This is a genomic window from Ruegeria sp. YTSC003 (assembly GCF_059609785.1).
This window is the reverse complement of sequence record NZ_JBXWMK010000010.1, coordinates 92877-105406: the sequence shown is the minus strand read 5'-3', so window position 1 is coordinate 105406 and position 12530 is coordinate 92877. Positions and strand designations below refer to the sequence as shown.

The 12530-nt window shown below is 57.3% G+C and carries 16 protein-coding genes; 6 read left to right on the top strand and 10 right to left on the bottom strand.

What is annotated here, in order from left to right:
* Window positions 1-18: 18 nt before the first annotated feature.
* From AC2FFH_RS17725 to AC2FFH_RS17715, 3 genes are all read right to left on the bottom strand, one after another.
* Window positions 19-729: a glutathione S-transferase family protein gene (locus AC2FFH_RS17725; RefSeq protein WP_496765501.1), complete on the bottom strand. Its 711-nt coding sequence runs from the start codon at window positions 727-729 to the stop codon at window positions 19-21.
* 64 nt (window positions 730-793) lie between these two features.
* Window positions 794-1333: an RNA polymerase sigma factor SigZ gene (gene sigZ, locus AC2FFH_RS17720; protein ID WP_496844966.1), complete on the bottom strand. Its 540-nt coding sequence runs from the start codon at window positions 1331-1333 to the stop codon at window positions 794-796.
* Between the two features lie 6 nt (window positions 1334-1339).
* Window positions 1340-1825, bottom strand: coding sequence for an RNA pyrophosphohydrolase (locus AC2FFH_RS17715; protein WP_496765505.1), 486 nt, complete (start codon window positions 1823-1825; stop codon window positions 1340-1342).
* 138 nt (window positions 1826-1963) lie between these two features.
* Between AC2FFH_RS17715 and AC2FFH_RS17710 the strand changes: the two genes are divergently transcribed.
* From AC2FFH_RS17710 to AC2FFH_RS17700, 3 genes are all read left to right on the top strand, one after another.
* A complete protein-coding gene (locus AC2FFH_RS17710) occupies window positions 1964-3991 on the top strand; it encodes a 2,4-dienoyl-CoA reductase FMN-binding domain-containing protein (RefSeq protein ID WP_496765507.1) in 2028 nt (675 codons plus the stop codon).
* Window positions 3992-4086: 95 nt separating this feature from the next.
* Window positions 4087-4338, top strand: a complete 252-nt coding sequence (locus tag AC2FFH_RS17705) for a hypothetical protein (RefSeq protein ID WP_496844964.1) — start codon at window positions 4087-4089, stop codon at window positions 4336-4338.
* Window positions 4335-4712 (top strand): hypothetical protein, encoded by a 378-nt coding sequence (locus tag AC2FFH_RS17700; RefSeq protein ID WP_496739545.1) that lies wholly within the window; start codon window positions 4335-4337, stop codon window positions 4710-4712. The genes AC2FFH_RS17705 and AC2FFH_RS17700 overlap by 4 nt, the downstream gene beginning before the upstream one ends.
* Before the next feature lie 26 nt (window positions 4713-4738).
* Here the strand turns inward: AC2FFH_RS17700 and AC2FFH_RS17695 are convergent, their stop codons facing one another.
* Window positions 4739-5179 (bottom strand): DUF4399 domain-containing protein, encoded by a 441-nt coding sequence (locus tag AC2FFH_RS17695; protein WP_496765511.1) that lies wholly within the window; start codon window positions 5177-5179, stop codon window positions 4739-4741.
* A gap of 228 nt (window positions 5180-5407) precedes the next feature.
* On the opposite strand from AC2FFH_RS17695, the gene AC2FFH_RS17690 reads away from it, so the two are divergent.
* Window positions 5408-6313, top strand: coding sequence for a LysR family transcriptional regulator (locus AC2FFH_RS17690; protein ID WP_496726385.1), 906 nt, complete (start codon window positions 5408-5410; stop codon window positions 6311-6313).
* 82 nt (window positions 6314-6395) lie between these two features.
* Here AC2FFH_RS17690 and AC2FFH_RS17685 read toward each other — a convergent pair whose 3' ends face one another.
* The 5 genes from AC2FFH_RS17685 to AC2FFH_RS17665 form a co-directional block, all read right to left on the bottom strand.
* Complete coding sequence (locus AC2FFH_RS17685) at window positions 6396-7298, bottom strand: OmpA family protein (RefSeq protein ID WP_496844963.1); 903 nt, start codon at window positions 7296-7298, stop codon at window positions 6396-6398.
* Window positions 7295-7867, bottom strand: a complete 573-nt coding sequence (locus AC2FFH_RS17680) for a peroxidase-related enzyme (protein WP_496844962.1) — start codon at window positions 7865-7867, stop codon at window positions 7295-7297. Before AC2FFH_RS17680 ends, AC2FFH_RS17685 begins: the two co-directional genes overlap by 4 nt.
* Before the next feature lie 5 nt (window positions 7868-7872).
* A complete protein-coding gene (locus tag AC2FFH_RS17675) occupies window positions 7873-8592 on the bottom strand; it encodes a GNAT family N-acetyltransferase (protein ID WP_496844961.1) in 720 nt (239 codons plus the stop codon).
* Complete coding sequence (locus AC2FFH_RS17670) at window positions 8589-9311, bottom strand: competence/damage-inducible protein A (RefSeq protein ID WP_496765519.1); 723 nt, start codon at window positions 9309-9311, stop codon at window positions 8589-8591. Before AC2FFH_RS17670 ends, AC2FFH_RS17675 begins: the two co-directional genes overlap by 4 nt.
* Window positions 9312-9381: 70 nt before the next feature.
* Entirely contained in the window at window positions 9382-9945 is a 564-nt protein-coding gene (locus AC2FFH_RS17665) for a TetR/AcrR family transcriptional regulator (protein WP_496844959.1), read from the bottom strand.
* A gap of 99 nt (window positions 9946-10044) precedes the next feature.
* Here AC2FFH_RS17665 and AC2FFH_RS17660 point away from each other — a divergent pair, with 99 nt between their 5' ends.
* Entirely contained in the window at window positions 10045-10800 is a 756-nt protein-coding gene (locus tag AC2FFH_RS17660; RefSeq protein ID WP_496765535.1) for an SDR family NAD(P)-dependent oxidoreductase, read from the top strand.
* 39 nt (window positions 10801-10839) lie between these two features.
* Complete coding sequence (gene sfsA, locus AC2FFH_RS17655; RefSeq protein WP_496765537.1) at window positions 10840-11556, top strand: DNA/RNA nuclease SfsA; 717 nt, start codon at window positions 10840-10842, stop codon at window positions 11554-11556.
* A gap of 26 nt (window positions 11557-11582) precedes the next feature.
* Here sfsA and AC2FFH_RS17650 read toward each other — a convergent pair whose 3' ends face one another.
* Window positions 11583-12398, bottom strand: a complete 816-nt coding sequence (locus AC2FFH_RS17650) for a class I SAM-dependent methyltransferase (protein ID WP_496844958.1) — start codon at window positions 12396-12398, stop codon at window positions 11583-11585.
* Window positions 12399-12530: the final 132 nt, after the last annotated feature.

Genomic DNA, 12530 nt, shown 5'->3' with positions numbered 1-12530 from the left:
TGCGGCTTAGTGAGTGAATCACCCGCAGCACCCGCCGGATTGTTTCACCTGAGCGGTTGCAGGCGCTTCGTTCAGGTTCGCACCCCGCCCCAACCACGTCCGCTCTGCGAGATAGAAATCAGTGAACCGGGTGACAAAGTCATCAGACACGGTTTTCTCAGGAATGCCTGTTGCCAGAAGAGCCTGCTGCCACGCCTTCACCTTAGGATAGTCAGCCAGCATATCGTGCCCGCTGTGATCGGCCACGATTGCAGCCCGGTGAAGCAACGGTAACCAAGCCATATCGACATTGCCCAGCGCCTCGCCCGCAAAGAATGGGCCACCGCTAAGCTGCTTCTCGGCTTTCGCGAACGAGGCGTTCAACTTGGTCGTCCGATCCGCAAAGATCGCCTGATCCGCGCTTTGCATCGCACTGCACTGAACCAGATAATGCTTGCTGGCCTGATAGCTCCACGCGCGGTTCAGGGCGCGCTGTTCAGATGTCAGGTTGGGCTGCAGCGGGGCGGTCACTTCGTCGAGGTATTCGGCAATAGCGTCCGACTCGAACAGTGCGGTACCGCCTTCGGTCACCAGAACTGGCACCTGACCTGTCGGCGACAATTCCAGAAACCAGTCCGGCTTGTCGCTGAGGCTGATATGGTCGATCTGATAGGGCACCTGCTTGGCTTCCAACAGCGCAGTGACGCGCTGAACGAAGGGGCAGATTTTGAAACTGATGATACGGATCATTTGTCTTTCCTTTTGCTGGTTTCATCTGTCAGACGAAGCCCGCATCAAAAAGACGACGATCGGATCAACATTTTTTGCAGGTTTTCTGTTTTTCCTGAACGTCCGAGATATTACCCCGCACATCCATCGAGATATTGCAGCAATCCTCGAACGCTTTTCGCAGCTCTGCCCGGCCTTTTTGAACCCGGGATTTGAGCGTTGAATACGCCAGTCCTTGCGCCTGTGCGTAATCCTGTTGGGACACGCCATTGATGTCGATTGCTATCAGCATGTCCGCGGTTTCCTGCGGCAATCCGCGAATGAAAGGTTCGACGCACCCCTCAAGGTCCTGACGCGTTTCCGGATCATCCCGGTGATACCAAAGATCATCCGGGTGCGCCTCGGAACGGCCTGATTTTCGGTAATGGTCGATTATCGTGCGGTCGGCCGTTTGAAACAACCACGGTTGCAGTTTGGCAGGGTCTTTCAGGTTGGGCAGACCGGTAAAGACCTTGACCGAGATCTCTTGCAACAGGTCTTCCACATCTGCCGCGTTGGACACACGCGAATGCAGAAACGCCTTCAGGCGTGCGCGGTACTTGGGCCAGATGTCTTCAATGCGCATGCTGTTTTATGACAGGTGATCCGCAAAGGCGGCAACCACCTGCTGGTAAACCTCACGTTTGAACGGTACGATCTCGTCGATCAGCTTGCCTGGCTCCTGCCATTTCCATCGGGTGAATTCCGGATGCTTGGTCTGGATGTCGATCTGATCGTCGCGGCCGGTGAACCGCAGAAAGAACCATTTCTGTTCCTGCCCGCGATAACGGCCTTTCCAGATTTTCGGCACGATGTCGTGTGGCAGATCATAAGGCAGCCAGCCGTCCGTCTCAGCCACGATCTCGACCAAGTCCGAAGTTACGCCGGTTTCCTCCCACAGCTCACGCAGGGCTGCATCCCGTGGATCTTCGCCCTTGTCCACGCCGCCCTGAGGCATTTGCCATGCATCCTTGTGGCGGTCATTGCGCTGACCGACGAAAATCCTGCCCTCGGCATTCATCAGCATAAGCCCCACGCAAGGGCGATAGGGCAGTTTGGCGATCTCTTCGGGGGTCATGTGCAGCCTCGTGAATGTGCTTTGAGACGTCTGTATCAAGCCCCAAGGCGCCAGCAAAGGGTGTGACGTTAGGTTTCGCGTGACAACGTTGACGCGAAGGTCAATCTAGCGTCGACAAATCGGGAGGGAGAGTTCGTCATGACTGCGTACCCAAATATGCTGGCCCCGCTGGATCTGGGCTTTACGACTTTGAAGAACCGCGTCCTGATGGGGTCGATGCACACAGGGCTTGAGGAAACCGGCGACTGGAACCGTGTGGCCGAATTCTATGCCGACCGCGCCCGTGGCGGTGTCGCATTGATGGTGACAGGCGGGATTGGCCCGAACTTTGAAGGATCGGTGCTGCCCGGCGCGTCAATGATGACCAATGACAAAGAGGTCGCGAACCACTCTATCGTGACCCAACGCGTTCATGAGGCGGGCGGCAAGATCGCGATGCAGATCCTACATGCGGGTCGCTATGCCTATGGTCCGAAATGTGTGGCCCCCAGCCCGGTGAAATCCCCGATCTCGCCCTTCCCGCCGAATGAGCTGGACGAGGAAGGTATCGAGAAACAGATCAGCGACATCGTGAACGCTGCCGTTCTGGCCCGGAAAGCGGGTTATGACGGGGTCGAGATCATGGGGTCCGAGGGATATTTCCTCAACCAGTTCATTGTGACACACACCAACAAGCGCACCGACCGTTGGGGCGGGTCCTATGAGAACCGCATGCGCCTGCCGATCGAGGTCGTTCGCCGCACGCGCGAGGCCGTGGGCACCGATTTCATCATCATCTATCGCCTGTCGATGATTGACCTGATCCCCAATGGCTCGACCCATGAAGAGGTCGTTGAACTGGCCCAGCGTATCGAAGAGGCCGGTGCCACGATCATCAACACCGGCATCGGCTGGCACGAAGCACGCATTCCGACCATTGCCACCAGCGTTCCGCGCGCGGCCTTTGCCTGGGTGACAAAAAAGCTGATGGGCAAGGTTTCGATTCCGGTCATCACCTCGAACCGGATCAACACACCCGAGGTCGCCGAAGAGGTCCTGTCGACGGGTTGCGCCGACATGGTGTCTCTGGCCCGTCCGATGCTCGCCGATGCGGATTTCGTCAACAAGGCAATTGCAGGTAACGCAGCACAGATTGCGCCGTGCATCGCCTGCAACCAGGCCTGTCTGGACCACACCTTCAGCGGCAAGCTGACCTCGTGCCTTGTGAACCCACGCGCCTGCCATGAGACCGAATTGGAAATCACCACAGCTGAAGCGCCAAAGACGATTGCCATTGTCGGCGCCGGCCCCGCGGGATTATCCACCGCGATGACTGCAGCGCAGCGCGGACACGACGTAACCCTGTTCGATCGCGCCTCGGAGGTTGGCGGCCAATTGAACATGGCCAAGCAGGTTCCGGGCAAAGAAGAGTTCTGGGGACTAGTCGATTGGTACCACACCATGATGACCGATCTGGGTGTGAAGGTAGAGCTGAACCGCGAAGTCAGCGCTGACGACCTGACCGACTTTGACGAAGTGGTTATCGCTACTGGTGTCATTCCGCGCGATCCGAAAATCCCGGGCCAGGATCGGGACAATGTCATCACCTATATCGACGTGCTGCGCGAGAAGACCGCGGTCGGCAAGTCTGTCGCCGTAATCGGCGCAGGCGGCATCGGGTTTGATGTATCCGAGTTCCTGTTGGAAGACGGCCACAGCATCACCACAGACCTGCCCGCTTGGATGAAGGAGTGGGGCGTGACCGATCCGGCCGAGCATCGCTCGGGCCTGGCACCAGAAGGCCCTCAGCCTGCGGCACCTGCGCGTGATGTCACCTTGCTGCAGCGTAAGAAGCAAGCACATGGCAAGGGTCTGGGCAAGACAACCGGGTGGATTCACCGCGCTACGCTCAAGATGAAGGACGTCAACTTTGTGGGCGGCGTGAACTACGAGCGTATCGATGAGGACGGCCTGCATGTCAGCTTTGGCGAAGAACGTGCTGATCCGACCGTGATCGCGGCGGACACAATCGTTCTGTGTTCCGGTCAGGTGTCCGAGCGCAGCCTCGCAGATGCGCTGATCGAACGCGGCATCACTCCGCACGTGATCGGCGGAGCCGATGTGGCGGCAGAGCTGGACGCCAAACGGGCGATCAATCAAGGTACGCGACTGGCGGCAACGTTCTAAAGCAACACCTCAATTGAACTGAAGGAAGCCGTCTCGAAAGAGGCGGCTTTTTTGTGCCGCTTGACTCTCTTGTTATCAATATACATATGTACGCAATGAGTCAGAAAATAGAGCGCACCCAGACGGGAATTCGAATCGAAAAGCGCCTGCTGAAAGTCCTCAAGGGGCTGGCAGAGTCGCTGGACATGACCCTTGGCGATCTGATCGAGGGGATTGCCCTGCATAGCTTTGAGAACAAGCCAGCGTTTTCCGAGGAATCGCTGGAGAAGATCAAACAACTCAAAAGTGTCTACGACCTCGACTGGACAGCCAATGACAGCCACCGCTTCAAGGAGGACGGAGAATGAGCACCGACATCTCCAACGCCTTTGAAGCACATGCCATCGACAACACGACATTCGGACATGCCGAACATGTACAGGTCGCCTACGATCTGCTGCGCAAGTATGATTTCATCGATGCTGCAGCGATCTACGCCAAAGGAATCCGAACACTTGCAGCCAAGGCTGGCACCCCGGATAAGTTCAACCTGACGATCACCTACGCGTTCATGAGCCTGATCGCAGAGCGTCTTGCCAGTTCGAAAACCAGCGCTTTCGAGGCGTTCATTGCGGAAAACCCCGATTTGATGGCCAAGACAGCCCTCAGCCAATGGTATCCACAAGAACGGCTAAATTCGGCGCTGGCGCGCCGTATTTTCCTATTGCCTGACGTGGCATAGCCTCCTGTGCCGTGAAGGCACCTCGATTACTCGACCGAAATCCTGATCACCTGGGACACAATCGGGGTTGCGTGCGGAACATGCCCTGCATCCCCCAGAACCAGTTGCAGCGTGTGATCACCCGACGCGAGCTCCAGCGTCACTTCAGTCTGACCACCACCGAAATGCAAATGATTGTCGTCTGAAGGCAGACCATAGGCGAGCTCATCCGCACCGTCCTCACCCTCACCAATCGGCGGGCGGTCGATCAGCAAATGGTGGTGCCCGGTGTTTTCCGCCTCGGTTCCGGCGGGGGCCACGCCCATCCCGCTTAACCCAAAGACCACGGTCACCGGCGATGAAACCGTGTCGCCATCTGACAGGTTTACAAAATAGACCCGTGCGTCCGGGTTCGACGGCGTCTCGCCACCAGCCCATGCGAAGGTCGCGGACAGACATATGACTGCGACGGTATAAATGGCTTTCATGATCTCCTCCGTGGTCACAAATTTGCCATTGTCATCCTAGCATATCCGGCCGAAATCACCCAAAACCCTTGGCTTACAGGCATTGTGGCCATCTCGGAAACCATCGTTTCCGCGTTTCCCATATGCAAACGATCCGATTTGAAACCCTGATATTATCCCATGTCCGCCCTGTTTCCGCCCAGATTGGACGTCAGGTTGGCTCAAAGGACTAAGACTTGGGGAACGAGAATGGACCGACTGACCGAAATGGAAGCCTTTGCCAATGTGGTGGACCAAGGTGGCTTCACCGATGCGGCCAAGAAAATGGGCATCTCCAAATCGGCCGTATCAAAGCATGTTTCGAGCCTCGAGGCCCGTCTGGGCGCACGGCTGCTGAACCGCACGACCCGGCGCGTGTCGCCGACCGAAATTGGCCTGGCATATTATGACCGCGCACGGCGTGTTCTGAATGACGCGGGCGAAGCTGATGCGCTTGTGACTTCGATGCAATCCGCCCCCTCGGGTCTGCTTCGGATCAGCGTTGCAACAGATTTCGGCGTCAATCACCTGTCTCCGGTTCTGTCGGATTTTCTGGCGGCCTATCCTGATATCACTGTGAACATGGTGCTGAACAACCGCTACGTCGAGCTGATTTCTGAAGGGTTCGATGTAGCCGTCCGGATTGGTGAGCTGGAAGACAGCACCCTGCGCGCACGCAAACTGACTGAAACCGTCAAGCGGATGGTCGCAGCACCCAGCTATGTCGAGAAATTCGGCCGGCCGCAGAAAATTGACGAACTGAATGAACACAAGCTACTGCATTACTCCAGCCAGTCCTCTGGCAATGTATGGAAGCTGACCGCGCCTTCGGGTGAAAAAAGACAGGTTCGCACCGCAGGGTGGCTGAGCGTGAACGATGGGCAATCCCTGTTGAACGCCGCCATCTCTGGTCTGGGGATCGCATATTTGCCCAGCTATCTGTACGCAGATGCGCTGAAATCCGGTGCTGTACTGGACGCTATGCCGTCGCTTCCGGACGAGGTTCAGGGCGTCTACGCCGTTTACCCGCCCGGACGCTTTACTCAGCCCAAGGTTCGGGCATTCATAGATTTTCTCGTCGATGCCTTTCACGAAAAAGGCCCGATGGATTGGTGAATTAACCTCGGTAAACTGTACGGCCCGCGCCTGCTGCGTGGGCCTTTTTTTATCGGCCATGATGTGAACAGGACTGCAGGGTTCAGTTGACCAGCAAAACCGCCTCAACCCGGCGATTCAGATCCCGGCCTTCCGGCGTGGCATTGGAAGTGAGCGGGGCAAGATAGCCGATCCCGCGCGCCTCGACCCGGTCTGCCGCGACCCCATGCGCCTCGATCAATCGGGCGCGTACAGCCTGAGCCCTGCCGGTACTGACCGAGATGTTGGCATCCAGCGCACCGGTGTCATCCGTGTGGCCCACAAGTGCCAGCCGGGTACTTGGGTTTTTGGCCAGAAACTCCGCTACCAATTCAAGCGAGGAAAAAGGCCCCTCGCCCAACGTCATCTCTCCGGTGCGGAAATGCAGGTCTTCCAATATTGTATGCCCGTTTTGTTCCAGACTGGCTAACAAATCACCGGGCGACGTGACCGGTTCGTCGATCACAAGCGGTGGTGACGCCTCTGCACCCACCGGGGTGACCCGGATCATCTGCACATACCCGTCAGGCGGATTGCGGCTGACTAGCAGGCTGACCACATTTCCCCCTCGGATGGCAGACAAAAAACGATAGTCCTGAATAGCCACGTACATGTCTGGTGTGGGCACAACTTCGGTGCCAAAACGGAAGTCGAACCCACCACACGTTTTGGCCTGGCACTCAAGCAATATTTCGTACCCTTGCGCTGCGATCTGGTCACGCAACGGGGCCAGCAATTGCAGCGTCGTGCTGGAGCCGGATTGCAACCGCCAGGTAAACCGCTCGACTTTTCCTTCGACTTCTCGCGCCGGTACCGCCCCATCCGCAAAGGGCCCGATTGGCAGCTCGTAGCTGTCCAGTTCACTGGTCCGCTCGCTGACAAGACGCGCGCCGGAAGGCATTGTCAGGTTCTGCGCAAGACCCTGGCCGGCCATGATCATCAGGAATAGGGCAGCAGTTCGGATCATCGGGCCTGCGCGTGGTATTCGTCGTTCGGGGCCATCGCAGTTGCGCTGGCCACTCGGTTCGACATGTTGAAAAAGCCGGTCACATTGGCAATGTCCCAAATGTCCCGGTCGCTGAACCCAACATCGCGCAGACGTTGACGATCAGGTTCTTCGATCTCGGTACTGGCGGTCGTCATCTTGGCAGCAAAATCCAGCATGGCGCGTTGGCGGTCGCCCAGAGGGGCCACGCGGTAGTTCATGACCAGCATCTCGCCCAGTTGCGGATTGCCCGACAATTGTCGGACGGCCGCGCCGTGGGCCACCAAACAGTAAAAGCACTTGTTGATCGCGGACACGACCACCGCAATCATTTCGCGTTCCAGTTTTGACAATCCGCTGTCGCCCAGCATCAGATCGTTGTAGTTCGCCGTAAACGCATTCAGCTTGTCGATATCGAACGCGTATGCCTTCAGCACATTGGGCACAAAGCCCAGTTTTTCGACACATATATCAAAGTACTTCTGCGTCTCAGGCGGCAGCGGGTCCACCATCGGCAGGTCCAGCGCGGTGGGCAGGGTTTGATCGGTCACGTTGGTCACTCTCCTTGGACAAGCTGACGGTAGTGGTATTCGCCGGTGATCTCCATCCCGAGCGCATGGTAGAGACCATTTGCCCCGTTATTAGCTTTGGTGCAGATCACACTTAGCGTTTTTGCGCCGTTCTTCTGCGCCCAGATTGCAGCCGCGCGCATGGCCCACTTTCCCAAGCCCTGACGGCGATAGGCCGGTAAGATTTCCAGCGCATGAACCATGGCGACGTCGTCGTGAATGGCGACAAATCCGGTCCCCGCCGGGTGATCGGAATGACGTAGGAATATCCCCGTTTTCGGCCCCTCGGCGCGGTCCATGATGGCCAGCCGTTCTGGTCCGATCCCGCCCTGCGCCCAGATCTCGTTCATGATCGCCAGCGGACTCCAGATGGTAAAGGCGGTGACCCGAGGGATGGGCGTATCGGTCAGGTCCTCGACCTGGCATTGGTAGATGTTGACGGGATCAAGAATGTCATAGCCCTGATCCGCAAGCTGCAGATCCAACCCTTCGTCGCCCGGTCGCAGGCAGAATATGGGTCGCTGCCCCATCGCGCGCATCGCCCCTTCAGCGGCTTTGATATCCGCGTCGATCGCAGATGCCAGAGCGCTGGCCGCGGAAACGCGCGAGCCACCACCCAACCCCTGCCGCAGGCGAAAAGGGCCAATTGTTTCGAACCGAGCCGCCGGCCATGTGCCGTCGACAACGTCGGCCCAGTTCGGGCTCAAAGCTCCAGCTCTTTTGCCAACCGGGTCGTGGCCGCATCGACCTGCGACCCATTCGTGCCCCGAACCACCACGTTAGAGCCGAATACACCATTTACCTGAAACGGATAGCTGCCGATGGCGAGATCAGGGTAATCCTCAGCCAAAGCCGAGAGGATCGAGGCGATATCACCTTCACCCCGGTTGATCCGCAGCGTTTGCGACAACAAGGGATCGCCGCCGGTCAGCTTGGGCAGAACGCTGGCGACCATGGCCTGAAAGATTGTGGGAATACCCGCCATCACATGCACATTCCCAAGCGTGAAGCCTGGCGCGGTCGAAACAGGATTATCGATCAATGTCGCCCCATCGGGAATACGCGCCATACGCAGGCGCGCGGCGTTCAGTTCCAACCCCGAATTCTCATAGTGCCGCTCTAACAGCGCTCGGGCGTCAGCGCGCACGTCGATCGACGCACCAAAAGCCCGGGCGATACAATCTGCGGTGATGTCGTCATGGGTCGGGCCTATTCCGCCGCTGGTGAACACATGATCAACCTGCTCAGACAGCGCTCGAACGGCTTGTTCGATAGCAGTGGCGTCATCGCTGACCATCCGGACCTCTTTAAGGTCAATGCCCTGCTTTGTCAGTTCCTGCGCTAGATAATGCATGTTCGCATCCCGGGTGCGTCCCGACAGGATTTCATCCCCGATCACAAGCATTGCTGCGGTTGGGTTCGGCATGACCTGTCCTTTCCTGATATGGCACAGGCCGCAAGATATCGTTCCTGCTGAACCTCGCAAGGCCCGTTTGTCAGTCCCGCAGCGCTTGGGCAGGCAAATTCGCAGTGACGCTTTGGAACAGGTCCATATCGTTCATCGACCGCGCCAGAATCATCGCCCCTTCCAGGCGGGCAATCGTTTCCCCTGCTCGGGCTTCGGGATTCGCGGCCCCTGCGGCCCGGAAAACCGTTTCCAGCCATACGAGATTGCGCTCGAAAAACTCGCGAGTCCGTCTGGCGACCGGGTCTGGCAACCTTGCGATTTCAGCACCAAACATACCGCACAGGCACATCAGGTCCTGTTCGATCAATGCTTGTCGATATGCCGCCACATATTGTTCCAGAGATTCCAAAGGCGTGGCTTCGTCCAACCGCCCCAACGCCCCCAGGAACCGATCAGTGTAACGGGTAACCAGCGCCTCGCCCAAAGCTTCCTTGGTGGGGAAATGGTAGTGAATGCTGGCCGATTTGATGCCGATTTCAGACGCGATGTCGCGAAAACTGAAGGCATAATACCCGCCTTGTCGCGCCATACGCTCGGCCACATCCAAAATACGGCTGGCAGTTTCTGACAAGGGTTTTTCCGTTTTGGGCATCTGCACATCTATCTAAAAATAACCTACCACTAGATAGGGGGTTGTATTTCAGTTTCCAAGCTCAATATATCTACCTATCAGTAGATAGGAAATCTGATCATGACTCTGACAACAACACTTATCGTCGGCGGATCCAGCGGAATGGGTCTGGCCACAGCGCGCCAAATCATAGCAAGCGGCGGGCACGTGACCCTTGTCGGGTCATCCGCTGGCAAGCTGGACGCGGCGAAAGCGGAACTTGGCGGCGCCGCGGACATATACCGCGCGAACCTGCTCGATGCGGCAGACGTCGAAAGGCTGATCAACCAGATCAAATCGGACACGCGTCACATTCAAGGATTGGTGAATGCAGCCGGGACATTCGCGCCAAAACCGTTCATGGAACACACGGCCGAGGATTACGACAGCTATCTGGACCTGAACCGCGCGACCTTTTTCATCACACAGGCCGTGGTCGAAAACATGAAAGCCAACGGAGGTGGCAATATCGTCAACATAGGCTCTATGTGGGCAAAACAGGCAGTTCGCGCCACACCGTCCTCGGCCTATTCGATGGCCAAAGCCGGACTTCATTCCCTGACGCAGCATCTGGCAATGGAGCTGGCGGAACATAAGATCCGAGTGAATGCGGTTTCTCCGGCGGTGGTGGTGACCCCCATCTATGGCGCCTTCATCGCACCGGACCAGATCGAGGCGACTTTGACCGATGCTTTCGACGCTTTCCACCCGATCGGCCGCGTCGGTCGGCCCGAGGATGTGGCGCATACCGTCACCCATCTTCTGTCCGATGATGCAGGTTGGGTCACCGGGGCAGTCTGGGATGTGGATGGTGGCGTAATGGCAGGCCTCGTCTGACACTTCCCATACGGGCGGGCGCGCGTTAAGCCGGGTGGCATGAAGTTTGCCACCCCATTGATCCCCGCCCGCCTGATCCGCCGCTACAAACGCTTTCTGGCCGATTGCCAGTTGGAGGACGGGCGTGAAGTAACCGCCCATTGCGCCAATCCGGGGTCAATGATGGGGCTGGCGGAACCCGGCGAGAAGATCTGGTTGGAACCCAACGATGACCCGAAGAAAAAACTGAAATACGGCTGGCGTCTGGTCGATCATGAGAACGGGCATTTTACCGGTGTTGACACCTCGGTGCCCAACAAAGCCCTGCGCGCGTCCCTTGAAGCCGGTGAAATACCTGAGCTTGCCGCCTATGAAACCGTCCGTCCCGAGGTGAAGTACGGCGAAAACAGCCGTATTGATTTTCTGCTGACGCAACCTGGCCTGCCCAACGCCTATGTCGAGGTCAAAAGCGTGACCTTGTCCCGTGAACCATGTTTGGCAGAGTTCCCCGACAGCGTCACCGCACGCGGTACCAAACATCTAGGAGAGCTGACGGCTATGGTGACCCAAGGACATCGCGCGATCATGTTGTATCTGGTGCAACGCACCGATTGCGACCGGTTTGGTTTGGCGGCGGATATAGACGCGGCCTATGCGGCGGCATTTGAGACGGCACAGGCGAAGGGTGTCGAGCGATTGGTGTATGGTACGCAAATTTCGCCCGACGGTGTTTGGGTGGATACCACACGGTTCGGGGACTTTAACCTGCCCGGATAATATCACTTGCCCTCGTCAGGTCCGGTTCACCCCTTGTTTCGGCATTCGAACTGGGTTGCTGAAAGGGGCATCACCATATCACTGGCCTCAAATCTGGACCGCAGCGCCGACAGCATTTCGGCCACAACCGCATCCGGATCGACACCTCCGCGCGCTCTGATTTCGTCAATCAACGGATTTCCATACACCAGGGCTGTCGCAAATTTCTCAAGGTCGGCGATTGGTTTGTTCAACCTGATGGTTTCGTGCGTAACGGTCCCCCAACCTGCGGCCGCAAGGTCTGCGTGTACGATGTCGGGGTCGCCATAGTGGAACGGGACCTTGTAGAATCCCGGTGGGTTTTCGGGAAAGAACGTCATCGCCGCTTTGTGGGCTGTCTCGGAAAACGGGTTTTCGGACATATCACTCCAGACATTGAACACGTAACGGCCACCCGGCTTCAGAACACGGGCGACTTCGCGATATGACGCAGTTTTGTCCGGAAAGAACATCACGCCAAACTGGCAAACGATCAGGTCAAAACTATTGTCTTCGAAGGGCAGTTCCATTGCGTTCGCTTGGGCAAACTCGACATTCTCACTGCCGGCGAGCTTGGCTTTTGCAATCTCCAACATGGGCGGATTAAGGTCCGTAACCGTCAGTGAAACAGACGGGTTTAACGCGTCGCGCAGCTTACGGCTGACAATTCCCGTTCCTGCGGCAAGCTCCAGAACGCGACCCGTTTCAAGACCGCCACACAGCCCGGTTAACCTGTCGGCATAGTCTACGAAAATGTTCGGTCCCAGACCCTGATCGTAATGGTGTGGAATTTCACCGATAAAATTGGCAGAATTGCTGGGCATTTCGATCCTCCAAAACGATCTCACTGCGAAAAAACAACATTCTATCTGAAATTATGATTTTGAGCGAATTTGACAGACTTTGCAGCCTTGATCCGAGGGCATTCCGCGCCATCTAACACCCGCAAACGCGCA